This is a genomic window from Aureimonas sp. CAS, from assembly GCF_059838215.1.
Window position 1 is genome coordinate 581,588 of sequence record NZ_CM187563.1, and the last position, 24,772, is coordinate 606,359.

Below are 24,772 nucleotides of genomic sequence, written 5' to 3' on the forward strand. Positions count from 1 at the left end.
ATGGTAAAAGGCGCCCTTTCCCAAAGCCCGGTCGCGCTGGAGGAGCTTCTCGATCGCCTGGCCCGGGAGATCGGCGGGCTCGCGCAGACCGCGCGCGAGATGCCGATCCCGATGGGGCTCAGCGATGCCGAAGCCATCGTCGCGGCCCAGAAGCAGGACCTCCTCGAGCAGACGCTCGACGATCTCTCGCTCTTCCTTCGGGCCAGCGCGGAGAGCGTCTGCAGCTCCGCGCAGACCGATATGGGCCCCGCTCTCGGGACCCTGCGCCTATCCGCCTTGGCGGCGCGCCTTGCCGGCGGCGAGCAGGTGCCCGCCGACGAGACGGGCGGCGACCTCGACCTTTTCTGACGGGCGCGGCCGCAAGGCTAACCTCGTCTTAACCAAGACGTAAATCTTGATGGCTAGGGTCCAGGGTGATCCGTGCCGCATCAGCAAGGAGTGCAGGGGTTGAAGACGATCCTGACAGTGGATGACTCCCGGACGATGCGCCAGCTCTTGCGCTCGGCGCTCTCGGACGCCGGGTTCGACGTGGTCCAGGCCGAAGACGGCGTCCACGGGCTGGAGGTCCTAAAGGACTGCTCGCCCGACGTCATCATCACGGACGTGAACATGCCGCGCATGGACGGGCTGACCTTCATCGAGGAGCTGCGCTCCGACGGCCAGCGCCGCGCCATTCCCATCCTCGTTCTCACCACCGAGAACGACGCGCCCAAGAAGGCGCGGGCGAAGGCCGCCGGCGCCACGGGCTGGATCGTGAAGCCCTTCGATCCGAAGAAGCTGGTCGACGCGATCAACCGCGTCGCTCCCTGACATCGAGCGATCCTTCGAGGAATCCTGCGCAATGGACGTGATGGCCGAAATCCGGGCGACCTTCTTCGAGGAGTGCGCCGAGCAGTTGCAGGAACTCGAAGCCGGCCTCATGGCCATGGAGGAGGGCCGGTCCGACACCGAGACGGTGAACGCCGTCTTCCGGGCCGTGCATTCCATCAAGGGCGGAGCGGGGGCCTTCAACCTCCACGCCCTCGTCGGATTCGCCCACGTCTTCGAGACCACGCTGGACCTCGTGCGATCGGGCGGGCTGGACCCGGATGCGAACGTCATGCGCGTCCTGCTGCGCTCCGCCGACATCCTGACAGATCTCGTCTCCGTCGCCCGCGACGAGGGGGAGCCCGACACGGCCCGCGCCGATGCGGCGGCCGAGGAGCTGGCGCGGCTGGCCGGCGGCGAGCATTCGCCCGCGCACGGCGCCCACGATGCGGGGCATGACGCCGAGGACGAGGAGCCGGAATTCGCGGCCGTCGCCGTCGATCTGACCGCGCTTCTCGGCGAGCCGGCCGTGGCGAGCGGCTACCGCGTGCGCTTCGCGCCCAAGCCCGACCTCTACGCCAAGGCCAACGAGGCCGCCCGCCTGATCCGCGAGACGCTCGCGCTGGGGGAGGGGACGGTCCAGTGCCATGACGACCATCTGCCCGACCTCGCCGACCTCGATCCGGAGGGCGCCGCGCTCTCCTGGACGATCGAGCTGACGGGCGACATGGCCGAGACCGCGATCCAGGAGATCTTCGAGTTCGTCGACGGCGACTGCGATCTGACCATCGAACGTCTGGGCGAGCCCGAAGCGGAGGAGCCCGCGCCGGCGAGCGAAGACGACTTTCTGGCCCTTCTGCGCAGCGTCGGCGTCGGCGCCGCCGAAGAGACGGCGCCCGTGCTCGAGATCGAGCCCGCCCCCGAAGCGTTCCAGGAGGCGAAGGAGAAGCCCGCCGGCCGGCGTCCGTCGCCGGTCGAGGCCGAGGCGTCCGGAGATGCCAAGGGCGGTGCGGGCGGTGGTCAGCCGGCCCCGACGATCCGCGTCGATCTCGCCCGCGTCGACCGCCTCATCGACCTCGTCGGCGAACTGGTCATCCATCAGGTGATGCTGTCCCAGCGCGTCATGCAGGCCGGGCTCGCCCGCGCCTCCGAGATCGCCATCGGGCTCGACGAGCTGGAGCAGCTGACGCGCGAGATGCAGGACAGCGTCATGGCGATCCGCGCGCAGCCCGTGAAATCGGTGTTCCAGAAGCTGCCGCGCCTCGTGCGCGAGGTCGCCGAGCGCACCGGCAAGAGCGTCCGCCTCGTCACCGAAGGCGAGTACACGGAAGTCGACAAGACCGTCATCGAGCGTCTGTCCGACCCGCTCACCCACATGATCCGCAACGCCATCGACCACGGGCTGGAGACGCCCGACAAGCGCCAGGCGGTCGGCAAGAACGAGGAGGGCACGGTCCGCGTCGCGGCCATGCACCGCTCCGGCCGCATCGTGATCGAGATCTCCGACGACGGCGCGGGCATCAACCGCGACGTCGTCCGCAAGATCGCCGTCAACAAGGGCCTCATCGCGCCGGACGCGAACCTGTCGGACGAAGAGACGGACAACCTCATCTTCCTGCCGGGCTTCTCCACCAAGGAGCAGGTCTCCGAGCTTTCGGGGCGCGGCGTCGGCATGGACGTGGTGAAAAGTTCCATCCAGGCGCTCGGCGGCCGTGTCTCGATCACCTCGACGCCGGGCAAGGGCTCGCTCTTCTCCATGAGCCTGCCGCTGACGCTGGCTGTTCTCGACGGGATGATCATCTCCTCGGGCGATCACACGCTGGTCGTGCCGCTGACGGCGATCATCGAGACGCTGCAGCCCCGCGCCGGCGAGGTGAAGTCCTTCGGCGACGGCGAGTATGTCATCAAGGTGCGCGACAGCTTCCTGCCGCTCGTCGACATCTCCCGCAAGCTCGGCTACCGGACCCGGCCGACCGATCCCGCACAGGGCGTGGTCATTCTCGTCGAGACGGAGACGGGTCAGCGCTCGGCGCTTCTGGTCGATGCGATCCAGGGCCAGCGCCAGGTCGTCATCAAGAGCCTCGAAGCCCATTACGGCCGTGTCGCCGGCATCGCGGCGGCCACGATCCTCGGCGACGGCCGCGTGGCGCTGATCCTCGACGTCGACACGGTGGCGGCGACGAGCCGTTTCGAGACGAGCGCCTTCGCGGTCGCGGCCGAGTAGGCGAGAGCCGGGCGCTTCGGGGCGGCCGGCGGAGCCTCCTCCCAGAACTTGAAGTCGAAAGCCGCATGCGCTGCGGGCCTCGGGGCCGCAGCGCATGCGGCTTTCGTTCGTCCGGTCGCAGCGACGCCCGTCGCCGGCTCGCGACGACGGATCGGCCTGATCGGAGACGGCAATCGCGACCACGACTGCAAGTGGTGTCCCTAGGGAAGGTACGCCAGCGGCGCGGGTGCACAGCTTCTGAAAGTCAAGACTAGACTGTCCAAAATGTGTCCAATTAAATATAAATTTATGTTCATCTTGTAGGAAGGAAGGGTTCTTTCTCAAACGAGCGCGCGAGGCGTCGCTCAGGAGCCCTGCCGTGTTCCGCTTCCTCATCAACCAGAAGATATCGGTCAAGATCGCCGCGATGATCATCGTCACGGCGTCCATCAGCGTCGCTCTCGCGTGGTATTCCAACGCGGGAATGCAGGACATCGACAGGCGCTACAGCGAACTGACCGACCTGCGCATGCCAGCTCTCATGCAGGTCGCAAGGACGGGCCGGCAGACCATGCAGGCCGGCTACGACGCCTACAAGGTCTTCGTCTATCCGGGAGCGAGCGAGGCCGCGCAGGCCGCGGCCCAGGACCGGACCGCCATGTTCGACCGCTCCCGCCAGTTCCTCGCGGGGGCCAAGGCGGACGTACCCGCGCTCGAAGACGAGATCGGCGAGCTCGAAGCCATTCTCGAACGGTTCGACGCGTCCAGCCGGGCGGCCGTCGCAGCGGGGCTGGCCGATCAGGCGGAGGCCGCCTTGCCCCTCCTCGTCGCGATGGACGGGCATGCCATAGAGTACCGCGAGTCCTTGGCGAAATTGCTCGATTCGGAAGTCGCCGAATTCGCGTCCCTGTCGGATGGAATGTCGGTGTCCATCGCCGAGATCGGCATCACCACGGTAGTGATCTCCATCATCGCCGCGGCGCTCGGCGTGCTGATGGCGCTTCTCGTCACCCGTGGCACGATCACCATGCCGCTGGCCCGCCTGGGTCGCACGATGGAGGACCTGTCGAACGGCAAGCTGGACGCCGAAGTCCAGGGAACCGAGCGCAAGGACGAGGTCGGCGGCATGTCGCGCGCCGTGCAGGTGTTCAAGGACAACGCCCTGCAGGCACGCGCCATGGAGCAGGAGGCGCTCGCCCTCCGCAAGAGCCAGGAAGCCGATCGCGAGCGCAAGGCTGCGGCGGACCGGCAGACGCAGGCCGAGCTTCAGGAGTTCGTGGACTCGATCGAGGGCGGCTTCGCGCGTCTGTCGCAGGGCGACATGACGGTGCGCATCGGCCGCGCGGTGGCGGCGCAGTACGAGCCGATCCGGGGCCAGTTCAACGACACGGTCGAGAAGCTGGAATCGACGCTGGGCTCGGTGGTGACCTCGATCGGCTCGATCCGGACGGGCCTGGGCGAGATCAACGTGGCCTCCAACGATCTGGCGCAGCGCACCGAGCAGCAGGCGGCGAGCCTGGAGGAGACGGTGGCGGCGCTGGCGGAGGTGACGCGGGCGGTGAACGAGACGGCGCAGGATGCGGGCCGGGCGCAGGAATCGGCCGAGAGCGCCAACCGCAACGCGGCCAAGGGCGGCGAGATCGTCGGTAAGGCGGTGGAGGCGATGCGGGGCATCGAGCAGTCGTCGGAGAAGATCGGCAAGATCATCGGCGTCATCGACGAGATCGCCTTCCAGACGAACCTTCTCGCGCTGAACGCGGGCGTGGAGGCGGCGCGCGCGGGCGAGGCGGGCCGGGGCTTCGCGGTGGTGGCGCAGGAGGTGCGGGGTCTGGCGCAGCGCTCGGCGGAGGCGGCCAAGGAGATCAAGGACCTGATCTCGACCTCCAGCGAGCAGGTGGAGGCGGGTGTCGAGCTGGTCTCGGCCTCGGGGCGCTCGCTCGACCAGATCATCACCGAGGTCGGCGACATGAGCCGGACGGTGGCTGAGATCGCGCGCCGGGCGCGAGAGCAGGCGGTGTCGCTGAAGGAGGTCCAGACGGCGGCGGACCAGATGGACAAGGTCACGCAGCAGAACGCGGCGATGGTGGAGGAGGCGACGGCTGCGGCCCAGTCTCTGGCGGCGGAGACGGACGAGCTGGGCCGGCTGATCGCGGAGTTCAAGCTGGCGAGCGCGCAGAGCCGCGCCGCCTCGGCCCCGGCGCAGCGCCAGCCGGCTGCGGCGAACCGCGCCGCGCCGTCCCAGCGCCCGGTGGTGCAGATGCGCCCGACGTCCCAGGGCAACGCCGCGCTGAAGACGCTGGAGGACAATTGGGAGGAGTTCTGAAGCGGCACCGCGCCTGAACCCCGGACCGAACGAACACGAGGAAGGCCGGCGGAGCGATCCGCCGGCCTTTCTCGCGCCGGGCAGCGTCCGGACGGACGCGATGCAGGATGGCCGGCGGCTCCAAGATGGAGACCTCTCTCATGAGGCGCAGGCGCTTCCCGGTTCCCGAGCGGATCGCCGAAGGGCCTGTCATGTATCCTTCATGTCGTTCGCATGACGCTCGGACCTTCGAGAAGGGCTTTTACATGGGCGAGGATCGAAGTGACGATCACGGCATCATCGACCGGCAGCTTTTATGCGTAAATTAACGGATGGGACCTTCTATAACGGGCGCGATCTGAGGGAGAGAGAGGATCGAGCGTAAGACGTTGATGACCTCGATAGTCCGACAAACGGAAGGTTGTTCTTGTGAGAACGTTCTACCCTAAGTCCATCTCGACCAAGCTTCTCGCCGTCACCGGCTCGGTCGTCGCTCTGGTTCTGCTGGCCTCCAACGTCCTGATCATCGGGCAGACTCAGACGCGCGTGAACACGCTCGTGAGCAATGACGCGTTCGCCCGCGCGCAGGGGATCGCCGCCGAGATCGCTGGCGAGATCGGCGACCTTGCCAGCGCCGCACGCTCGATGGCCGGCGTTCTCGAACAGGGCCATGCCGGCGGGCATCTGGACCGCGTCTCGGCGACGAGCTTCCTCAGGGCCAGCATCGATCACAACCCCTCCGCCTTCGGGAGCTGGTTCGCCGAGGAGCCGAACCTCTTCGACGGAAACTCGGCCAACGCTCTCGAACTCGGCCTTCCCGGCACGCATACGAACGGCGCCTTCGCGCCCTACTGGACGAAGCGCGCCGAGGGCGTGACCCTCTCGACCTTCATGCCCGACTATGCCGCCGACTGGTACCGCCTGGCTGCGGACCGTCGCGGCGGCGCCATGACCGCTCCCTATACGGAATCGTCGACCGGCAACGGCTACACCGTCGCGTCGATCGCCTATCCGGTCCTGGTGGACGGCCAACGGATCGGCGTCACGGGCGTCGACATCTCGCTCGAATCCCTGAACGAGAGGCTGGAGCCGATGCGCCCCTTCGGGACGGGGCGCGTCATGCTCGTCTCGCAGGACGGCAACTGGCTGGTCGGCCCGCGGCGCGAGCTCGACATGCAGCCCTTCGAAGGCGTGGGCCTGGACGAGGTGCGCGCGGCCATCGCCTCCGGGCAGCCGGCCCAGCTCCGCGATCTCTCGACCGAGACGATGCCGAGCTTCGACCGGATCGTGCAGCCGGTCGAGATTCCGGAAGTCGGCATCACCTGGGCGCTTCTCCTGGACGTCCCGAGCGAAGCCATCGCCGCCCCCGTCCGCGAACAGACCACGATGATGGTGACCGGCGGGCTGGCGGTGCTCCTCGGCGTTCTTCTCGTCCTGTGGCTGTCCGCCGGTCGGCTGGTGCGCCGTCCGCTGGCGGCCATGGTCGAGGACGTGCGTCATCTGGCGGAAGGCCGCTACGACAAGGCGATCTCCGGGCAGGATCGCACGGACGAGACCGGTTCCGTGGCGACGGCCCTCGAGACGTTCCGGCACAAGCTCGCCGACGCGGCCCGCCTGGAGGCGGAATCCTCGGCGATGCGCGCCGAGCAGGAAGCCGATCGCGAGCGCAAGGCCGCGGCGGACCGGCAGACGCAGGCCGAGCTTCAGGAGTTCGTGGACTCGATCGAGGGGGGCTTCGCGCGCCTGTCGCAGGGCGACATGACGGTGCGCATCGGGCGCGCGGTGGCGGCGCAGTACGAGCCGATCCGGGGCCAGTTCAACGACACGGTCGAGAAGCTGGAATCGACGCTGGGCTCGGTGGTGACCTCGATCGGCTCGATCCGCACGGGCCTGGGCGAGATCAACGTGGCCTCCAACGATCTGGCGCAGCGCACCGAGCAGCAGGCGGCGAGCCTTGAGGAGACGGTGGCGGCGCTGGCGGAGGTGACGCGGGCGGTGAACGAGACGGCGCAGGATGCGGGCCGGGCGCAGGAATCGGCCGAGAGCGCCAACCGCAACGCGGCCAAGGGCGGCGAGATCGTCGGCAAGGCGGTGGAGGCGATGCGGGGCATCGAGCAGTCGTCGGAGAAGATCGGCAAGATCATCGGCGTCATCGACGAGATCGCCTTCCAGACGAACCTTCTCGCGCTGAACGCGGGCGTGGAGGCGGCGCGCGCGGGCGAGGCGGGCCGGGGCTTCGCGGTGGTGGCGCAGGAGGTGCGGGGTCTGGCGCAGCGCTCGGCGGAGGCGGCCAAGGAGATCAAGGACCTGATCTCGACCTCCAGCGAGCAGGTGGAGGCGGGTGTCGAGCTGGTCTCGGCCTCGGGCCGCTCGCTCGACCAGATCATCACCGAGGTCGGCGACATGAGCCGGACGGTGGCGGAGATCGCGCGCCGGGCGAGAGAGCAGGCGGTGTCGCTGAAGGAGGTTCAGACGGCGGCGGACCAGATGGACAAGGTCACGCAGCAGAACGCGGCGATGGTGGAGGAGGCGACGGCTGCGGCCCAGTCTCTGGCGGCGGAGACGGACGAGCTGGGCCGGCTGATCGCGGAGTTCAAGCTGGCGAGCGCGCAGAGCCGCGCCGCAGCTCCCGCGCAGCGCACGGCGGCCAACCGCACGGCGCCGTCCCAGCGCCCGGTGGTGCAGATGCGCCCGATGGCCCAGGGCAACGCCGCGCTGAAGACGCTGGAGGACAATTGGGAGGAGTTCTGACGCGGCACCGCGCCTGAACCCCGGACCGAACGAACACGAGGAAGGCCGGCGGAGCGATCCGCCGGCCTTCTTCGTTCGGTGCGGACGATGCGTGGCGCCCGTCCGCGGGGTCTCGGAAACGATCCTGCAGGAAAGCAAAACTCCCGACCACGCATCGTTGTCTTCCCGACCGGCCTCGCGATGCTGTAGGCAACCGGAATGCCACGGATTCTCGCCCCCTCCCTCGCCGAACACAACGACCAGGCCTGGGCAGCGTTGACCTCCGCGCTGGAGAGGCTCCTCGCCGAGCGGTCCTTCGACGAGATCACCATGGCGAGCGTGGCGAGCGCGGCCGGAATGGCGCGCAACACCCTCTACAATTACGCGCCGGACAAGGCGTCGCTGGTGAGCGCCGTGACGAAGCGGGCGAGCGCCGAACTCCTGTCGGAGGTGACGGCCCTCGCCGGAGGGGAGGGCGAGCCGCTGGAGCGGCTGGAGGCGATCACACGCGCCATCCTTCGCTGGTTCGTCGCCGACGAACACCGCCACGTCGTGGCCGCCGGCCTCTTCGCCGAGCCGGCCTCATCGAAGTCCGACGAGGCCGGCGAGCCGCTGCATGCGCTGGAAGGCCGCGTCGTCGAGCTGATCCAGGCCGGCATCGCCGAGGGCAAGCTTCGCGCGCCGAGCGATCTTCTCTTCTGCGTACAGCTCCTGAGCGCCGTCATGGAGCGCGCCGTCCACCGGGTGGTCCGCGCGCCGCAGGATCTGCCGATGGTCTGCGACGAGGCGCTGCGCCTCGTGCGGGCGTCGGTCGGACCGGACCCCCGAGCCTAGAGCGACCTTTGTGCGTCCGTTCGGACGCACGAAGGTCGCTGGATCGAATCCGGCTAGGCCGACACCTCCTCCGTCGCGAGGCGCTCTTTTTCGTCGGCCTTGGCCGCGCGTCGCTCGCGCCGACGCCCGTCCCAGGCGAGGAGCGTCGGCGTCAGGAGCATCGTGACCACCGTCGAGAAGGCGAGCCCGCCGACGATCCCGGTCGAGAGCTGCGTCCAGTACTGGCCGGAAGGCGCCCCGAAATAGGCATCGCGGTTGACGAAGTCGATCGTCAGCCCGAGCACCATGGGCATCAGGCCGACGACGGTCGTGGCGGCGGTCAGGAGCACGGGGCGGAAGCGCTCCGCCCCAGCGCGCCGCGCCGCCTCGTCCGGCGAGCGTCCGTCGGCGCGGTGCTCGTTGTAGGAATCGATCAGGACGATGTTGTTGTTGATGACGATGCCGGCGGCGGCGATCATCGCGATGCCGGTCATCACGATGGCGAAGGGATCGCCGCGAAGCGTCAGCGAAAAGAGGACGCCCCCGATCGAGAACAGGATGGCGGAGATGACGACGAGGCTCTGATAGAAGGAGTCGAACTGCGTCACGAAGACGAGGAACATCAGGAACACGGCCAGGGTGAAGGCGATGACGAGGAACGTGCCGGCCTCCTCCTGGTCGGCGAGCTCTCCGCCGAACGTCACCTCGACGCCCTCGCCGAAATCGGTGTTCGCGATGGCCTGCCCGAGCGTCGCCAGCTCCGCGGCGACCGTCGTGCCGGGCACGACGTCGGCCGTCACCGACTGCACGTTCTGCGAATCCACGCGGTTGATGACCGCCGTCGCCGCTCCGGGCTCCAGCCGCACGAAGTTCATCAGCGGGATCAGGCCGTTCTCCGACTGGATGCGCAGATTGGCGAGCTGCGCGAAATTGCGCTCCTCGACCGGGTAGCGCAGCGTGATGTCCACCTCCTCGTCCGCGAAGGAGGGGAGGAAATTGCCGAGCACGACGCCGTCCGTCAGAAGCTGCACCGCCGCGCCGACCGAGGCCATGTCCACGCCGTAGCGCGCCGCCTGCTCGCGGTCGACGATGACGCGCGCTTCCGGTTGAGGCTGCGGCACGTCGCTGGTGACGTCCACGAAGGTGCTCTGCTCGGCCATCAGCTGGCGCAGTTTCAGGACGGCGCCGGGCAGGGCGTCGCGATCCTCCGCCGAGACCTGGATATCGACCGGCCGTCCGCTGCTCGGCCCTCCGGTCTGCTCCTCGATCTGCACGCCCACGCCCGGAACGGCGGCGGCACGTTCGCGCAGCTCCTCGATGATGCCGGAGGCGGGCTCGCGGGCGCGCCAGTCCAGGAAATCCACCTGGAGCGTGCCGATCGTGTCCGGCGGAAGGCTCTGGCGGATGCGCGCATCCACCGAGCCGATGGTGCGGGCATAGATGCGCTCGACGCCCGGCGTTCCGATCACGGTGTTCTCGACGAGGGCGACGAGCCGATCGGCCTCCCGGACCGACAGGCTGCCGTCCGCGCTGATGCGGACCTGCGCGCGCTCCGGCTCGGTGGACGGGAAGAACTCGACGCCCGGATTGTTGCCGAGCGCGTAGAAGACCGCCAGGAGCAGCGCCAGGAGGCTGATGCCGAGGGCGAGGCCGGGGCGCGCGATCGTCGTGTCCAGTATCCTGTCGTAGGCGGCGGGCCGCCGGCCGCCCTCGACCGGAGCGGGCGGCTTGCCGCCGGCCGTGACGGAGCCGACGACCGGAACGAAGACGAGCGCCATGACGAGCGAGACGAGCAGCGTCACGATGACCGTGGCCGGAAGAAACAGCATGAACTGACCCGCGATGCCCGGCCAGAACAGAAGGGGCATGAAGACGAGGATCGTCGTCGCGGTGGCCGAGATCACGGGCCAGCACATGCGCTGCGCGGCCCGCAGGAAGGCCTCGCGCCGGTCCATGCCCTCCGATCGGTAGCGGTCGGCGAGCTCGACCACGACCATCGTGCCGTCGATGAGAAGGCCGACGACGAGGATGAGGCCGAAGAGGACGACGATGTTCAGCGTGAAGCCGATGGCCCAGATGATCAGGATGCCGCCGAGGAACGAACCGGGGATCGACAGCGCGACCAGAAGCGAGGGGCGGATGCCGAGCGCGACGAGCGTCGTCAGCATGACGAGCAGAATGGCGGCGATGACGTTGTTCTCGAGATCGCCCAAGAGGGTGGTGATGTCGTCGGCCTGGTTCTGGAGGTAGGCGACCGAGATCGCCTCCGGCCAGCCTGCGCGCGCGGCTTCCACGGTCTGCTTGACCGCATCGATGGTCTCGATGACGTTGGCACCGGTCGCGCGGCGCACGTCGAGGCCGATGGTCGGCTGCCCGTCGATCCGCGCGAAGGAGAGCGGGTCCTCGAAGGTCTGCCGGACCTCCGCCACGTCCTGGATGCGGATGACCGTGCCGTTGACGGCCTGAACGGGAATGGAAAGAACGTCGGCGATGCCTTCGATCGTGCCGGGCACCGAGACGCCGATCCGGCCGCGGCCCGTGTCGAAAGAGCCCGCGGCGATGAGCTGGTTGTTGTTCTGAACCGCCTGCTGGATCTGCTGGTAGGAGAGCCCGTAGGACTGCAGCGCCAGCGGGTTGATGATGATCTCCATCAGATCGGCGCGCTCGCCGGAGATGTCGACCTCCAGGACGCCGGAGATCGCCTCCAGATCGTCGCGAAGGCCGCGACCGATGGAGATGAGCTCGCGCTCCGGGACGGCGCCGGACAGGGCCACCGTCAGGATCGGGAAGGCGGAGAGGTCGACCTCGGTGACGACCGGCTGGTCCGCGCCCTCGGGCAGGTCCGGAATGGCCTGATCGACCTCGTCGTTGATGTCGAGAAGGGCCGAGCGGTTGTCGGTGCCGGGCTGGAACTCCAGGATGATGGAGGCGAAGCCGTCGCTCGCCTGCGCGGTCATCTCGCGCAGCCCCTGGATCGACTGCAGCCGGCGCTCCAGCGGCTGGATCATCAGCCGGGCGGAATCCTCGGCGGAGACGCCCTGATAGGAGACGGCGACGATGAAGAAGGGGATCTCGACTTCGGGATTGGCCTCCTTCGGGATGGTCACATAGGCGAAGGCACCGGCGACCATGATGAGCGCCAACGTCAGGCAGACGGTGCGCGCCCGCTGGAAGGCGCTCGCGATGATCGTCAGCATCAGCGGACGCCCTCGCCCTCGGCGGCCAGATCGTCCTCGCGCAGGGTCTCGTCCTGGATGGTGGCGGGGATGTCGCGGAGGTAGCCCGGCGGGGTCTCGCGCACCTCCACGCGCTCGCCGGGCTGGAGCGCGCCCTGGCTGATGGTCACGAGCCGGCTGCCGTCCTCGACACCCGTGATCCAGATGCCGCCGGCATCGGCGTAGACGATCTGCATCGGGGCGAACTGGATGCGATCCTCCTCGTCGACGAGATAGACGCCCAGGCGCCCCTCCGTGTCGAGCCTGGCGAGGGCCGGCGAGATGTAGTGGGCCGACAGCGTCTCGACCGGAATGACGACCTCGGCGCTGATGCCGGAGGGAAGCTCGCCGTCCGGGTTCGCCACCTCGACCTCCACGCGGAACGTCCGCGTGGCCGCGTCCGCAATGGGGGAGACGAAGCTGACGGTGCCCTCGCGCGTGTCGCCGCCGATGGCCGAGACGCGCGCGCGCATGCCGGGGCGTACGCCCGAGATGTCGCCCTGCTGCACGGTGACGACCGCGAGGAGCGGGTCGTTGTCGACGATCTCCAGAACCTCGCCGCCGGGCGAGACATAGGCGCCGATGTCGGAGATCAGGCGGTTGACCACGCCCGCGATGGGCGCGACCACCTCGGTGTTCGCGATCTCCAGCTCGATCGCCCGCAGTTCGGCGCGCGCCGCCTCGAGTTCGGCGGTGGTCGTCTGGACGGTCGTCTCCGGACCGACGCCGCGCTCGAAAAGCTGCCGGGCGTTGCCGGCGGACTGCTCGGCCGTGGCGAGCTGCGCCTCGGCGCGCGCCCGTCGGGCTTCCCGGTCGTCGGTGGAAAGCCGGGCCAGGATGTCGCCTGCCACGACCCGCGTTCCCTGGCTGACGATCTCCTCGACGACGCCGTCCACACGGGCGCGGACGGTGGCGATCTGGGTGGGCTCGATGTCGCCGTAGAGAACGAGCTCGCGCGTCACCTCCTCGGCCTCGCTGACGCTCGCGGCGACGCTGGGCAGCGCGCGTTCCGCCGGGGCGGGCGGCGCCTCGTCCTCGCGGCCCATCATGCCGCTGCCGATCCAGACCACCACGAGGCCGACGATGGCCAGGAAGACGAGGGTGGTCGCATTGAACAGCCGGCCGATCATCACGCATCCTTCTTGCCGAGGGCCGCGCGGATTGAATCCGGTCGGCCGTCCCCTTCCGCGACAACGCGGTTTCCGGCCCCTCCCCGCCGTCCGCCGGGCATACGCGCGCCGAAACCTCCGGACGAGGTCCGAAAGTTTTGCGTCACGGTGTCGCAAAAGACCAAGATGGCAGAAGCTGCGACATTTTCGACCGCAGGTGCGAAAAAATTTCGGTGAGGTCGTCCCGGTCGTCAGGCGGTCCCGGCTGTCGGATCGCGGTCCGGCCCCGCCACGATCCCCGCATCGTGAAGGCGGCCGATCTCGCCGGAAGAGAGCCTGAGGACGTCCGCGAGCACGGCGTCGGTGTGGGTGCCGAGATACGGCGCGGGCCGGACGGAGCGGCGTTCGGAGCCGTTCAGCCGCACCGGTGAGCCGGCGGCCCTGTGGCGTCCGATGCCGAGCGTCTCCACCGTCTCGAAGAGCCCGGCCTCGGTCGCGACGCGGGGATCGTGCGCGAGGAGTTCGCGCACGGTGCGATAGGGGCCCCAGCAGACGCCCGCCGCCTCGAAGATTCTGCTGATCTCGGCGAGGTCGCGGGCCTGCGTCCAGCGGCGCACCAGCGCGGCGATGACCTCACGGTGCTCGAACCGTTCGTCCTCGCGCGAAAGATCGGCGCCGAGAGCGCGCTCCAGAGCGGCGACCGCGTCCGCCATGCCGCAGGCGGAGACGAGCGAGGTCCATTGCTTGCGCGAGATCGCGGCGACCATGACCCTCTGGCCGTCGCGGGTCGGGAAGTCGCGCCCGAAGGCGCCGTAGATGTCATTGCCGGTCGAGGGGCGGTCCGCGTCCAGGATCTCGGCTTCGGCGACGAGCCCGAGGCTGGAGATCGTGGCGAAGGCGATGTCGGAGAGGGCGATGCGAAGCTCGGCGCCTTGCCCGGTCGCGCGGCGGCGCCCGACGGCCGCGGCGATGGCGGTCGCGGCCTGAAGGGCGCAGGCGACGTCCCAGGCGGGGAAGGCGTGGTTGACCGGCCGCTCGCGCGAGCCGGGACCGGTGATGGCCGGGTAGCCTGTCGCGCAGTTCACGGTGTAGTCGACGGCGGTGGTGCCGTCCGAATTGCCCTCGATCGTGCAGGTGATCATGTCGGGCCGGCGGGCGGCGAGGCTCTCGTGGGACAGCCATCGCGTCGGGATGTTCGTCAGGAGGACGCCGCCGTTCTCTCCCGGTGCACTGGCGAGCGCGGCCACGAGCTCGCGCCCTTCGGGCCGCGAGAGATCGACGGCGAGCGAGCGCTTCTGGCGGTTCAGGCCCGTCCAGTAGAAGCTGCGCCCGGACGGCGCGAGCGGCATGCGGCCATAGTCGATGCCGCCGCCGATCATGTCGACGCGGATGACGTCCGCACCGAACTGGGCGAGGGTCAGTCCGCAGAGCGGGGCGGCGACGAAGGCCGAACTCTCGATGATTCGCACGCCCCCCAGAAGATCGTTGCTCATTGCGGTGCGGGTCTCCTCGGGCGATGGGCGACGCGTCTGCGCGCCGCGACGACGGCACTCGCCCCGCCGTCCGTCCTCCGGCTCGGCGTAGGCAGCGGCCGATGTCTCTGCTCGCGGAGCTTTCCTTGAGCGACGGCCAACGGCGGCGCCAACCTACGGGCGGCGCCGCGATCCCACAATCGCGGGACGTCATTCGACCGGGGGGCGCGGGAAAGGGTAGCCTCGGGGCGACGGAATCGGCGAACCGGCGCGAAGGCGCGATGAGGACATTCATGAACGAGACCATCCCCGCGCGGCTGCGCAGCGCGCTCTACCTGCCGGCGTCGAACGCGAAGGCGCTCGCCAAGGCGCGCACGCTCGCCTGCGACATGGTGATCCTCGATCTGGAGGACGCGGTCGCGCCGGAGATGAAGGACGCGGCGCGCGAGGCGGCGGTGGCGGCGGTTCGCGAGGGCGGGTTCGGCGACCGGATGCTCCTGGTGCGCGCGAACGGCCCCGATACGCCCTGGTTCGAGGATGACGCGACGGCGCTGAAGGCGTTGGAGATCGGCATTCTCCTCCCGAAGGTCTCCAGCGCAGCGATGCTGGAGGACTGCGCCCGGCGCCTGCCGGGCCGCGACCTCTGGGCGATGATCGAGACGCCCGGCGCGATCCTGCGGATCGCCGAGATCTGCTCAAGCGCCGCCCGCCTGCCGCTGAAGGGCATCGTCATCGGCACCAACGATCTCGCCAAGGACATGGGATGCCGGCTCGGCCGCTCGCGCCGTCCGGTGGAGGCGGCCCTCACCTTGAGCGTCTGCGCGGCGCGGGCCAGCGGGATCGCCGCCCTCGACGGCGTCTTCAACGATCTGTCGGACGAGGAGGGCTTCGAACGCGAAGCTCTGGAGGGCGCCGATTTCGGCTTCGACGGCAAGACGTTGATCCACCCCGGACAGATCGAGCCGTGCAATCGCGCCTTCTCGCCCAGCGAAGAAGAGGTCGCCTGGGCAAGGCGCATCGTCGAGGCGTTCCAAGCGCCCGAGAACGCCGGGCGCAACGCCATCAAGGTCGATGGAAGGATGGTGGAGCGTCTGCACCTCGTCGGCGCAGGGCGCATCCTTTCGCGCATCTGAAGGGGACAGGGTCGGAACCGGACGCCGAGAGCCGCGTTTCCCGGCTGTGTCAGCCGAAGGAGGTTCCGATGGCAAAAGACGCATTCGCACAGGGCAAGCTCGCCTTCGAGCACAATCATCCGATGTCGTCCTGCGACTATCCCGCAGGTTCGAGCCTTCGCGCCGAATGGATGGCCGGATGGACGGAGGCGGCCAATTCGCGCCCGAACGCGAACCGCTCCGGCATGCATCAGCCCGCATCAAAGCCGGCGGGCGAACGGGTCGAACACCGGATGTAGCCGAAGTCCGCGCGCTTCGGGCGAAGTCGCGCGCGACGACAATTCGAGGCGCTACCGGCTCTGCCGGCGGCGCCTTTTGCTCGTGGGGCGACGGGACGGACGATGGGCGGGACCCGCCGAGGATGCCGTCCCGGATGCCCGACATCCCGCGGTCCGAACGGGACCCGGAAACCAGACGAAAAGGACAACGAGACTTGAGATTGCTTCTCTCCACCCTTGCCGCCGGCTCGCTTCTGGCTCTCGCTGCGTGCGGAGACGACAATTCCGCATCGACCACGCCGCCGCCGGCCGAGCCTCCGGTGACGACCGCGCCGGCCGCCCCCGCTGCGCCGGCCGCGCCCGCGCCCGAAACGCGGACGCAGACCGAAATGCGCGAGGCCGGTGAGGCGATCGAGGATGCGGCCCGCGCCACCGGCGACGCGGCCGGCTCCGCGCTCCAGGATCTGCGCGACGCGTCGGGTCCGGCCTTGGAGCGCGCGCAGCAGGAAGGCGCCCGCGCGCTCGACGCAGCCCGCGAAGGGCTGAACGACGTCACGCGCGGTGCGGCCTGCCAGACGGCGCGCGCCTCGAACGACGCCGAAGGCATCGCCGCCAACTGCTGACCGGACGGAACGCTCGCCCTCCGCTGTGGGGGCGGGCGTCCGGTGTCGGTGCACGACATCATCGACCGGTGCGATGGCCGAGAGCGAAAAAGACCCCGCCGGAGCGCTCCGGCGGGGTCTCGTCGTCGTGGGGTTCCGTTGGAGAACCGGCTGGCCGTCAGGCGGCGTTCGCCTCGATGGCGCGGTTCTCGTTGCCGGCAACCGTGATGTCGATCCGGCGCGGCTTCATCGCCTCGGGGATGATCCGCACGAGATCGATGTGAAGCAGGCCGTGCTTCAGGCTGGCGCCCTTGACCTCGACATGCTCGGCGAGCTGGAAGCGTCGCTCGAAGGCGCGCCCGGCAATGCCGCGATGGAGGAAACGGGACGCTTCGCCCTCGGCTTCTGCCTTCTCGCCCTTCACCGTCAGCACGTTCTCGCGGCTTTCGATGGAGAGCTCGCTCTCCTCGAAGCCGGCGACGGCCATGGTGATCCGGTAGTCGTGCTCACCGGTGCGCTCGATGTTGTAGGGCGGATAGGACTGCGAATTGTCCACCTGCCCGAGATTGTCGAGCATCGAGAAGAGACGGTCGAAACCGACCGTGGAGCGATAGAGCGGAGCGAAATCGACGTTACGCATGGGTTCTGTCCTCTTGAGTTGAGCAACATGGGGTTCGACGAACGTTCAAAGACCCCGCATCCGCGGCCGTCTCTCGATCGTCTGCGGCCCGTTTCGGCGACCGCATCCGAAAAATAATGGGCGCAAAATCCGGCTTCAAGATCGCCCGAAGGGCGCCTGCGAGGAATTTCGCCGCCGTCCGCGAAACTGAACGAATTATGAACGAAGCGGTCCGGCCGCGTTCACTTTGACGCTGTCATAGTCCGACCATGCCTGATCGAGGGCATGGGAAAGAGGACGATGAAAGCGCTGATCGCTGCAGTCGCATTCGCGGTCTCCCTGACCGCTCTACCGGGTCCGGCCGGCGCCTTCGACCGGCCCGCCGTCCATGAGGCGGCGCGCGACCATCGGAGCGCGTCGAGCGCGGACGGCGTGCTCGGCAAGCGGGCGATCGAGCGGATCGTGCATCGGAACGGCTTCGTGGAGATCGTCGATCTCGAACTGCGCCGGGACCGCTACCTCGTCGAGGCGATCCGCCCGAACGGTTCGGTCCATCGCCTCGCCCTCGACGCCAGAAACGGCTCGGTCATCCGCCAGGAGCGGATCGGCTGGGCCCGGGGCCCGTCGCCCGACGATCACGTCCGGCGCATGGGCATGGAGTTCCGCTTCGGCTTCTAGGCCGCAAGCGCATCAGAACGGTCGCGGCGTCCCGTCCCTTCCGCCGTGACCGCTTGGAGCCGGAAGCCTCGGAACGGGGGCTTCCGGCTTCGACCTTTTCGGATCGACGTCCGCGCGGAAGACGGACCGCTCAGGGTGCGTCGTCGCCCTCGCGGGAGGGCGCGCGCAGCGCGTCGAGGCTGGTCGAGCCCCGCACCATGATGGCGTTCTCATGCGTCGCCGGCGAGACGGCGGGGCCGCGACCGCTCCAGTTGAAGCTGTCGGCCCGGCCGGGCGCCGGAGGCTGGACGATCCCGCTGAGCACCAGTCGCTCTCGCGGGGAGGGGCCCTGGTCCTGCACCGTGTTTCCTCCGCCCAGAAGCGTGTCGGCGCCGTCGAAGCCCGGATCGTTCATGGCGATGGGCTCGGTGCGGACGCTGTCCGGGCTGCGGCGGACGGCGGGCAGCTCCCCCTGACCGATCTGCTGCGTTGCGAGGCTGACGAGCATGTCGTCGACGCTCAGGCCGAGCCGGCTGACGATCGGCTTCTCGACGTAATAGGCGAGCTTGGCCGCGCCGGCGGCGGTCATGGTGATGCCGTCGGAGTTGCGCAGGCGCGCCGGCTGCCCGGCCGGGTCCGGCCCCGAAATGATGAAGGCGCCGGAGGAATCGACGAAGCCGTTCCAGATGTCGATGAACTCGCCCTCGGCCGAAGCGGCCGCCCGGCGGTAGAGGTCGTTCAGGAAGACCATGTCCTCGGTCATCCGGTTCGCCTGGAAGGCCGGCATGCCGACCCAGATCAGCGGCAGATCGCGCGTCTCGACGATGTCCGCCAGCGCTTCGGCGCGGCGGGAATACTCGGCGGTCCAGGCGTCGGAGCGGACCGGCTCGGACGCGCCGCCGACCCGGATCGCCTGTCGGTCGTTCGCGCCCAGCATGACGACGACGAGATCGGGTTCGACCTCGTCGATCAGCTTCGGCAGCTGGCCGAGCCAGTCGTAGTAGTCGGCGCGCACGAGACCCGAGGAGCCTTCCGGGCGACCGACGATGCGGATGTCGCGGTTCTGGGCGAAGGTCTCCGTCAGGCCGCGCGTCAGGCTTGCGGCCATGAAGTCGCCGACGACGAGGACGTCGCGGGCGTTCTCAGCCTTTTCGACCGTCTCCACCGCGGGCGCGGCGGCGGCCGCGGCGGGCGCCGGGGCGGATTGGCGCCGCGGCTGGGCCTGCCGCTGGCGGTTGCCCTGCCGGGGGCGCGCCTGCTGGCGCTGCGGCTGGGCCTGCTGGCGCCGCACCTGCGGCTGCTGCTGAACGACGGGCGGGCCGAACAGCATTTCCATGATGTTGCGGGGCCGTTGCTGGGCCTGCGCGGGCGCGAGGTCGGCCGCGACGAGGCCGAGCGACAGCGGGACGGTGAGAAGCAGAATCCGCCCTCGGCGCGTATGCGTTCGTCCCGCCATCGTCACCTCAGTTCCGTCGCAGCGCGTCGAGCAGCGCCTTCGACGCGTTTCCGTCCGGCGCGAGCCCCGCCCCCCGCTGGAAGGCGGTGATCGCGCCGCGCGAACCCGAGCCGATCAGCCCGTCGATGTCGCCGTCGTAATAGCCACGCTGGCTCAAACGCTGCTGCAATTCCTGCCGTTCCGCCATGGTCAGCGGCGTGTATCCGCGCGGCCAGGGACGCACGAACGGGCCGCCGCCGGCGATTCTGTCGGCCAGATGCCCGACGGTCAACGCATAGGTGTCTGCATTGTTGTAGTTCTTGATGACGAAGAAGTTGCGCGTCATCAGGAAGATCGGCCCGTTCGGCCCTTCCGGCATGACGAGGTTGGCGTTCTGCGAACGGTCGGGGAAGGCGCGGCCGCCGACGCGGGCGAAGCCGAGGCGCTCCCATTCGCCGATCGTCTTGTTGGCGCGGTCGAGGCTCTGGATGTTGCGGCCCTGCGGCGGCTGGACCTCGTAGCCCCAGGTCTGGCCCGGACGCCAGCCGTTGTCGCGCAGGAGGTTCGCGGCGGTGGCGAGCGCGTCGGGCACGGAGTTCCAGATGTCGGCCCGCCCGTCGCCGTCCATGTCGACCTTCCAGGCCTGATAGGAGGTGGGGATGAACTGGGTGTGCCCCATCGCGCCGGCCCAGGAGCCGGTCAGGCCCGCCGGGGAGATGTGGCCGTCCTGGACGATCCGCAGCGCGGCGATCAGCTGCTGGCGGGCGAAGCGCGCGCGGCGCTGGTCGTAGACCGCGAGCGTGGCGAGCGCCTGCGGAATGTTCTTGAGGCGCTGGGGGTTCTGCAGCGCGGCGCCGTAATTGGACTCCACCGACCAGATGGCGAGGAGGATGTGGCGCGGCACGCCGAAGCGCTGCTCGATGCGGTCGAGCCACGGGCCCCACTGCCGGGCCAGCTGCTGGCCCTGCGCGACGGTCTGCTCGTTCACGCGGTTGTCGAGATAGTCCCAGACGCGGCTCTGGAACTCCGCCTGGTTGCGCGCCCGCTGGATCGTGTCGTGATCGGGCTCGGTCACGTTGGCGAAGACCGCGCGGTAGGTCTCGCGCCGGATGCCGCTCTGGGCGGCGGTGGATTCGAAATTCGCGATCCACTGGCGGAACTGCGCGTCCGCGGCAGCGGGCATGGTGGAACTCAGCGCCAGGGTCGCGGCGACGACGGCTGTCTTCACGAAGGTCGCGAGAGCGGCTCTCGGTGCAGGCATGGTCTACTCCGACGGAGGGACGTTTGCAGGAACGTCCGATGATAGGGGCAGGTCGTTAACGGCGTCTTTACCACGTCGAACGGCCAAGCCCCTGGAGCGGCGCGACCGCAGGCGAATTCACCCATCTTTTCAAGGCGAAATGACGGCGCGAGCGGAAAGCGCGCCAAGCCCGCCCGGAAACGGGATATTCACGTTTCCGTCAGGCGGTCACTTCGCCCCTGAACAGGGGCCCGGCCCGTCGGGCCCGGTCGCGGATGAAATCCGCCAGGATCCGGATGCGCGGGGCGGGGGCCAGTTCCTCGTGGCAGACCAGCCAATAGGTGCGGTCGAGATAAAGTTCGCCCGGCAGGACCGGCCGCAGTTCCGAGTGCCGGCAGGCGATGAAGTGCGGCAGGATGCAGAGGCCGTAACCCGCAAGACCGGCCGAAAGCTGGGCCTGGATGGAGGAGCTCTGATAGCTCGCCCGCATGCCCGGCAGGATGTCCTTCAGATAGTCGAGGCCGGGCGTGAAGATCATGTCGTCGATGTAGCCGATCAGCGGGTGGGCCATGACGTCGGCGCGGCTCGCGATCGGCTCGTGCGCGGCGAGATAGGTCTTCGCGGCGTAGAGGAAGAGCCGGTAGCCGGCGAGCCGCTCGTGCCGGTAGGGGCCGCTGGCGGGAGGGTGGAGCGTCACCGCGAGGTCGGCTTCGCGGCGCGACAGCGAGACGATCTGCTGGAGGGTGACGAACTCGACGGCGAGCCCCGGATGCTCTCCGGCGAACCCCGCCAGCTTGTCGGCGAGGAAGAAGTTGCCGAACCCCTCGGGCGTCGAGAGGCGCACCACGCCGCGCGCGACGAGCCGCCCGCCCGGCTCGCTCGATCCGACCAGTTCGGCCTGCCGCTCCATCGCCTTGGCCTGTTCGACGAGGCGCCCGCCGGCCGTCGTCAGCGCGTAGCCCTTGGGGCTGCGCTCGAAGAGCCGTTGGCCGAGCATGCGCTCCAGCCGGTCGATCCGGCGGGAGACGGTCACGTGGCTGGTGCGCAGCTCGCGAGCCGCCGCCGAAAGCTGGCCGGTGCGCGCGACCGCGAGGAAGTGCCGAAGATCGTCCCAGGAGAAGTTCGACATCGCGCCGGCCATCGTTTGATCTGAACGAATACGTACAGTGCCTGTTCGAAAAACACCATTCTAGGCATGGAAATCGAGTGCTAGCGTTCCGTTCGTTCGAGCGGGCAGGCGGGAGGAAACGGCCGCGCGCTCGGGCGGTCCGGGCAGTGGCAACGCCACGTCCGGGCAGGGAGGAGTGCCGTCGTCGAACGCTGCCCGACGCATGCTGCGCGCATGCGCGAGAGGCAGTGTGGCCAGCGCGTCTCCCGAAAACGGTTCTTGGGACCCAACGGGAGGAAGTTCATGAGACGTCTGGCCACCATCACCGCCGCGCTTCTGGCGGCAAGCGCCATGCCTTCGATGGCGCAGATCTCCGACGACGTCGTGAAGATCGGCATCCTCAACGACCAGTCCGGCGTCTACGCCGATTTCGGTGGCCGCTGGTCCTACGAGGCCGCGCTGATGGCGGTGGAGGATTTCGGCGGCGAAGTGAACGGCGCGCGCATCGAGGTCGTCACCGCGGACCATCAGAACAAGCCGGACGTCGCCGCCAACTTCGCCCGCCAGTGGTACGACACCGAGCAGGTGGATTCGATCATGGAGCTGACCACCTCCTCGGTGGCGCTCGCGGTCCAGGGCATTTCGCGCGAGCTCGGCAAGGTCAGCCTCGTCACCGGGGCGGCGACGGCCGAGCTGACCGGGGCGCAGTGCTCGCCCACCGGCTTCCACTGGGCCTACGACACGCACATGCTGGCGGTCGGAACCGGCGGCGCGCTGGTCGAGCAGGGCGGCGACACGTGGTTCTTCCTGACCGCCGACTACGCCTTCGGCTATTCGCTCGAGGAGCAGACCACCAAGTTCGTGACCGACAACGGCGGCACGGTCGTCGGCGCGGTCCGCCATCCGCTGGCGACGACCGACTTCTCCTCCTTCCTCCTCCAGGCGCAGTCCTCGGGCGCGAAGGTCATCGGCCTCGCCAATGCCGGCCTGGACACGGCCAATGCCGTGCTGCAGGCCTCCGAGTTCGGCATCGTGCAGAGCGGCCAGCGTCTCGCCGCGCTCCTCTTCACGCTGTCGGAGGTCCACGGTCTCGGCCTCCAGGCGGCGCAGGGCCTGACACTGACCGAGAGCTTCTACTGGAATCGCGACGACGAAAGCCGCGAGTTCGGCCGCCGCTTCTTCGAGCGGACCCAGCGCATGCCGAACATGATCCACGCCGGGACCTATTCGGGCGTGATGCACTACCTCAAGGCGATCCAGGAAGCCGGTACGGACGAGGGCGCGGCGGTCGCGGCCAAGATGAAGGAGCTGCCGGTCGAGGACGTCTTCGCGCGCGGCGCGCGCGTCCAGGAGAACGGCCGCCTGATGTCCGACGCCTATCTGATGGAGGTGAAGAGCCCGGACGAAAGCCAGGAGCCCTGGGACTACTACAACGTCCTGTCGACGGTTCCGGGCGACGAAGCCTATCTCTCGCTCGAAGAGAGCGGCTGCGACACGTCCGGCTGGGCGCAGTAGGCTCCGTGGCGCAGACGACGATGATGGCGGGCGGGGAGGCGGCGTCGGCCGCTGCCCCGTTCGCGCCTCACCCGGCGCGCGCTCCGGGCGAGGTGGTCCTCTCCTGCCGCGATCTGCGGCGTGATTTCGGCGGCTTCACCGCCGTCAAGGACGTCAATCTCGACGTCGAGCACGCGCGCGTCCATGCCCTGATCGGGCCGAACGGGGCAGGCAAGACCACGGTCTTCAACCTCCTGACCAAGTTCCTGCAGCCGACGCGCGGCGAGATCCGCTTCCTCGGCGAGGACATCACGCGGCTGTCGCCGTCGAAGGTCGCGCGCAAGGGCCTCGTGCGGTCCTTCCAGATTTCCGCGACCTTCCCGCATCTGACGGTGCTGGAGAACGTGCGCGTGGCGTTGCAGCGGCCGAGCGGCCTGGCGGTGCAGTTCTGGCGGCCGCTCGCCTCGCTCGACCGGCTGAACGGGCGCGCGATGGAGCTCATCGAGCGCGTCGGCCTCGGCGACGCGGTGGACACGCTGGCCGCCGACCTCTCCTACGGGCGCAAGCGCGTCCTGGAGATCGCCACGACGCTGGCGCTCGACCCCAAGGTCCTGCTCCTCGACGAACCCATGGCGGGCATGGGGCACGAGGACGTCGGCACCGTCTCGAACATCATCCGCGACGTCGCGCGCGAGCACGCCGTCCTGATGGTGGAGCACAATCTGAAGGTCGTCGCCGACCTCTGCGACACCGTCACCGTGCTTCAGCGCGGCGAGATCCTGGCGGCGGGCGACTATGTGACCGTCTCCAACGACGAGCGCGTGCGAACCGCCTATATGGGGACCGACCATGACTGAGGCCGCCGCGAACGGCCGCGAGCCGCTGCTGCACGTGCGCGGGCTGAACGCCTGGTACGGCGAGGGCCATGCGCTGCACGGCGTCGATCTCGACGTCTATCCGGGCGAGACCGTGACCCTCGTCGGCCGCAACGGCGTCGGCAAGACGACGACGCTGCGCGCCATCATGGGCATCCTGCCCCAGCGCTCGGGCACCATCCGCTTCGACGGACGGGACATGATGAGCGTGCCGCTGCACAGGACGGCCAAGCACGGCATCGGTTTCGTGCCGGAGGAGCGCGGCATTTTCGCGACGCTGAGCGTGGAGGAGAACCTTCATCTGCCGCCCGTGGTCGCGCCCGGCGGCATGAGCGTGGACGAGATCTACACGCTCTTCCCGAACCTGAAGGAGCGCCGCAACTCCGGCGGAATGCAGCTCTCGGGCGGCGAGCAGCAAATGCTGGCGATCGCCCGCATCCTGCGCTCGGGCGTGCGGCTGCTCCTCCTCGACGAGCCGACGGAGGGGCTCGCGCCCGTCATCGTCCAGCGCATCGGCGAGGTCCTGCGCGAGCTCAAGACGCGCGGCATGACCGTGCTTCTCGTCGAGCAGAACTTCCGCTTCGCCGCGCGCGTCGCGGACCGCTTCTACCTGATGGACCACGGCGAGGTGCTGGAAAGCTTCGCGACGAGCGAACTGCCGGCGCGCCAGCAGCGCCTCGCCGAAGTGTTGGGAGTCTAGC

20 protein-coding genes are annotated in these 24,772 nt (G+C 69.0%); 13 read left to right on the forward strand and 7 right to left on the reverse strand.

All coding sequences use genetic code 11. The features are described from left to right. The 6 genes from AC6R2M_RS02690 to AC6R2M_RS02715 all read left to right on the forward strand — a co-directional run bounded on the left by AC6R2M_RS02690 (position 1) and on the right by AC6R2M_RS02715 (position 8,876). Positions 1 to 348, forward strand: a complete 348-nt coding sequence (locus tag AC6R2M_RS02690; protein ID WP_500485252.1) for a DUF8776 family protein — start codon at positions 1 to 3, stop codon at positions 346 to 348. A gap of 99 nt (positions 349 to 447) precedes the next feature. Continuing rightward, positions 448 to 810, forward strand: a complete 363-nt coding sequence (locus tag AC6R2M_RS02695) for a response regulator (protein ID WP_500485254.1) — start codon at positions 448 to 450, stop codon at positions 808 to 810. A 31-nt stretch (positions 811 to 841) separates the two neighbouring features. After that, the gene (locus AC6R2M_RS02700) at positions 842 to 3,031 is read left to right on the forward strand and encodes a chemotaxis protein CheA (protein ID WP_500485256.1); all 2,190 of its coding nucleotides are present in this window, start codon (positions 842 to 844) and stop codon (positions 3,029 to 3,031) included. Positions 3,032 to 3,389: 358 nt separating this feature from the next. Beyond that, positions 3,390 to 5,333, forward strand: a complete 1,944-nt coding sequence (locus tag AC6R2M_RS02705; RefSeq protein WP_500485258.1) for a methyl-accepting chemotaxis protein — start codon at positions 3,390 to 3,392, stop codon at positions 5,331 to 5,333. Positions 5,334 to 5,741: 408 nt separating this feature from the next. Next, positions 5,742 to 8,063, forward strand: a complete 2,322-nt coding sequence (locus AC6R2M_RS02710) for a methyl-accepting chemotaxis protein (RefSeq protein WP_500485260.1) — start codon at positions 5,742 to 5,744, stop codon at positions 8,061 to 8,063. 198 nt (positions 8,064 to 8,261) lie between these two features. Then, complete coding sequence (locus AC6R2M_RS02715; RefSeq protein WP_500485262.1) at positions 8,262 to 8,876, forward strand: TetR/AcrR family transcriptional regulator; 615 nt, start codon at positions 8,262 to 8,264, stop codon at positions 8,874 to 8,876. Positions 8,877 to 8,929: 53 nt separating this feature from the next. On the opposite strand, the gene AC6R2M_RS02720 is transcribed toward AC6R2M_RS02715, so the two are convergent. From AC6R2M_RS02720 to AC6R2M_RS02730, 3 genes are all read right to left on the reverse strand, one after another. Then, positions 8,930 to 12,052, reverse strand: coding sequence for an efflux RND transporter permease subunit (locus tag AC6R2M_RS02720; protein WP_500485264.1), 3,123 nt, complete (start codon positions 12,050 to 12,052; stop codon positions 8,930 to 8,932). Further along, complete coding sequence (locus AC6R2M_RS02725; protein WP_500485266.1) at positions 12,052 to 13,200, reverse strand: efflux RND transporter periplasmic adaptor subunit; 1,149 nt, start codon at positions 13,198 to 13,200, stop codon at positions 12,052 to 12,054. The genes AC6R2M_RS02720 and AC6R2M_RS02725 overlap by 1 nt, the downstream gene beginning before the upstream one ends. Before the next feature lie 230 nt (positions 13,201 to 13,430). Next, positions 13,431 to 14,672, reverse strand: coding sequence for a CoA transferase (locus tag AC6R2M_RS02730; protein ID WP_500485268.1), 1,242 nt, complete (start codon positions 14,670 to 14,672; stop codon positions 13,431 to 13,433). A 272-nt stretch (positions 14,673 to 14,944) separates the two neighbouring features. On the opposite strand from AC6R2M_RS02730, the gene AC6R2M_RS02735 reads away from it, so the two are divergent. From AC6R2M_RS02735 to AC6R2M_RS02745, 3 genes are all read left to right on the forward strand, one after another. Next, the gene (locus tag AC6R2M_RS02735) at positions 14,945 to 15,784 is read left to right on the forward strand and encodes an HpcH/HpaI aldolase/citrate lyase family protein (RefSeq protein ID WP_500485270.1); all 840 of its coding nucleotides are present in this window, start codon (positions 14,945 to 14,947) and stop codon (positions 15,782 to 15,784) included. Positions 15,785 to 15,852: 68 nt separating this feature from the next. Next, a complete protein-coding gene (locus AC6R2M_RS02740) occupies positions 15,853 to 16,062 on the forward strand; it encodes a ribosome modulation factor (protein WP_500485272.1) in 210 nt (69 codons plus the stop codon). A 194-nt stretch (positions 16,063 to 16,256) separates the two neighbouring features. Beyond that, on the forward strand, positions 16,257 to 16,664 hold the full coding sequence (locus tag AC6R2M_RS02745) for a hypothetical protein (RefSeq protein ID WP_500485274.1): 408 nt from the start codon (positions 16,257 to 16,259) through the stop codon (positions 16,662 to 16,664). 157 nt (positions 16,665 to 16,821) lie between these two features. On the opposite strand, the gene AC6R2M_RS02750 is transcribed toward AC6R2M_RS02745, so the two are convergent. After that, complete coding sequence (locus tag AC6R2M_RS02750; protein ID WP_500485276.1) at positions 16,822 to 17,283, reverse strand: Hsp20 family protein; 462 nt, start codon at positions 17,281 to 17,283, stop codon at positions 16,822 to 16,824. 279 nt (positions 17,284 to 17,562) lie between these two features. Here AC6R2M_RS02750 and AC6R2M_RS02755 point away from each other — a divergent pair, with 279 nt between their 5' ends. Continuing rightward, positions 17,563 to 17,940 (forward strand): PepSY domain-containing protein, encoded by a 378-nt coding sequence (locus AC6R2M_RS02755; protein ID WP_500485278.1) that lies wholly within the window; start codon positions 17,563 to 17,565, stop codon positions 17,938 to 17,940. Positions 17,941 to 18,070: 130 nt separating this feature from the next. On the opposite strand, the gene AC6R2M_RS02760 is transcribed toward AC6R2M_RS02755, so the two are convergent. The 3 genes from AC6R2M_RS02760 to AC6R2M_RS02770 form a co-directional block, all read right to left on the reverse strand. Continuing rightward, entirely contained in the window at positions 18,071 to 19,375 is a 1,305-nt protein-coding gene (locus AC6R2M_RS02760) for an SGNH/GDSL hydrolase family protein (RefSeq protein WP_500485280.1), read from the reverse strand. Positions 19,376 to 19,382: 7 nt separating this feature from the next. Further along, positions 19,383 to 20,615 (reverse strand): lytic murein transglycosylase, encoded by a 1,233-nt coding sequence (locus AC6R2M_RS02765; RefSeq protein ID WP_500485282.1) that lies wholly within the window; start codon positions 20,613 to 20,615, stop codon positions 19,383 to 19,385. A gap of 199 nt (positions 20,616 to 20,814) precedes the next feature. Next, the gene (locus AC6R2M_RS02770; protein ID WP_500485284.1) at positions 20,815 to 21,723 is read right to left on the reverse strand and encodes a LysR family transcriptional regulator; all 909 of its coding nucleotides are present in this window, start codon (positions 21,721 to 21,723) and stop codon (positions 20,815 to 20,817) included. Between the two features lie 282 nt (positions 21,724 to 22,005). Between AC6R2M_RS02770 and AC6R2M_RS02775 the strand changes: the two genes are divergently transcribed. The 3 genes from AC6R2M_RS02775 to AC6R2M_RS02785 are packed head-to-tail and all read left to right on the forward strand — an operon-like array spanning position 22,006 to position 24,771. Next, entirely contained in the window at positions 22,006 to 23,217 is a 1,212-nt protein-coding gene (locus AC6R2M_RS02775; RefSeq protein WP_500485286.1) for an ABC transporter substrate-binding protein, read from the forward strand. A 23-nt stretch (positions 23,218 to 23,240) separates the two neighbouring features. Next, positions 23,241 to 24,053 carry an ABC transporter ATP-binding protein gene (locus AC6R2M_RS02780; protein ID WP_500487462.1) on the forward strand — a complete coding sequence of 271 codons (813 nt, stop codon included), beginning with the start codon at positions 23,241 to 23,243 and terminating at the stop codon, positions 24,051 to 24,053. Continuing rightward, a complete protein-coding gene (locus AC6R2M_RS02785; RefSeq protein WP_500485288.1) occupies positions 24,046 to 24,771 on the forward strand; it encodes an ABC transporter ATP-binding protein in 726 nt (241 codons plus the stop codon). The genes AC6R2M_RS02780 and AC6R2M_RS02785 overlap by 8 nt, the downstream gene beginning before the upstream one ends. Position 24,772 lies beyond the last annotated feature (1 nt).

What these genes read in the sequence shown, in the direction of transcription:
- AC6R2M_RS02690 (WP_500485252.1), top strand. Translation starts at nt 1, where the DNA reads ATGGTAAAAGGCGCCCTTTCCCAAAGCCCGGTCGCGCTGGAGGAGCTT.
- AC6R2M_RS02700 (WP_500485256.1), top strand. Translation starts at nt 842, where the DNA reads ATGGACGTGATGGCCGAAATCCGGGCGACCTTCTTCGAGGAGTGCGCC.
- AC6R2M_RS02715 (WP_500485262.1), top strand. Translation starts at nt 8,262, where the DNA reads ATGCCACGGATTCTCGCCCCCTCCCTCGCCGAACACAACGACCAGGCC.
- AC6R2M_RS02720 (WP_500485264.1), bottom strand. Translation starts at nt 12,052, where the DNA reads ATGCTGACGATCATCGCGAGCGCCTTCCAGCGGGCGCGCACCGTCTGC.
- AC6R2M_RS02725 (WP_500485266.1), bottom strand. Translation starts at nt 13,200, where the DNA reads ATGATCGGCCGGCTGTTCAATGCGACCACCCTCGTCTTCCTGGCCATC.
- AC6R2M_RS02730 (WP_500485268.1), bottom strand. Translation starts at nt 14,672, where the DNA reads ATGAGCAACGATCTTCTGGGGGGCGTGCGAATCATCGAGAGTTCGGCC.
- AC6R2M_RS02735 (WP_500485270.1), top strand. Translation starts at nt 14,945, where the DNA reads ATGAACGAGACCATCCCCGCGCGGCTGCGCAGCGCGCTCTACCTGCCG.
- AC6R2M_RS02740 (WP_500485272.1), top strand. Translation starts at nt 15,853, where the DNA reads ATGGCAAAAGACGCATTCGCACAGGGCAAGCTCGCCTTCGAGCACAAT.
- AC6R2M_RS02750 (WP_500485276.1), bottom strand. Translation starts at nt 17,283, where the DNA reads ATGCGTAACGTCGATTTCGCTCCGCTCTATCGCTCCACGGTCGGTTTC.
- AC6R2M_RS02755 (WP_500485278.1), top strand. Translation starts at nt 17,563, where the DNA reads ATGAAAGCGCTGATCGCTGCAGTCGCATTCGCGGTCTCCCTGACCGCT.
- AC6R2M_RS02760 (WP_500485280.1), bottom strand. Translation starts at nt 19,375, where the DNA reads ATGGCGGGACGAACGCATACGCGCCGAGGGCGGATTCTGCTTCTCACC.
- AC6R2M_RS02765 (WP_500485282.1), bottom strand. Translation starts at nt 20,615, where the DNA reads ATGCCTGCACCGAGAGCCGCTCTCGCGACCTTCGTGAAGACAGCCGTC.
- AC6R2M_RS02770 (WP_500485284.1), bottom strand. Translation starts at nt 21,723, where the DNA reads ATGTCGAACTTCTCCTGGGACGATCTTCGGCACTTCCTCGCGGTCGCG.
- AC6R2M_RS02775 (WP_500485286.1), top strand. Translation starts at nt 22,006, where the DNA reads ATGAGACGTCTGGCCACCATCACCGCCGCGCTTCTGGCGGCAAGCGCC.
- AC6R2M_RS02780 (WP_500487462.1), top strand. Translation starts at nt 23,241, where the DNA reads ATGGCGGGCGGGGAGGCGGCGTCGGCCGCTGCCCCGTTCGCGCCTCAC.
- AC6R2M_RS02785 (WP_500485288.1), top strand. Translation starts at nt 24,046, where the DNA reads ATGACTGAGGCCGCCGCGAACGGCCGCGAGCCGCTGCTGCACGTGCGC.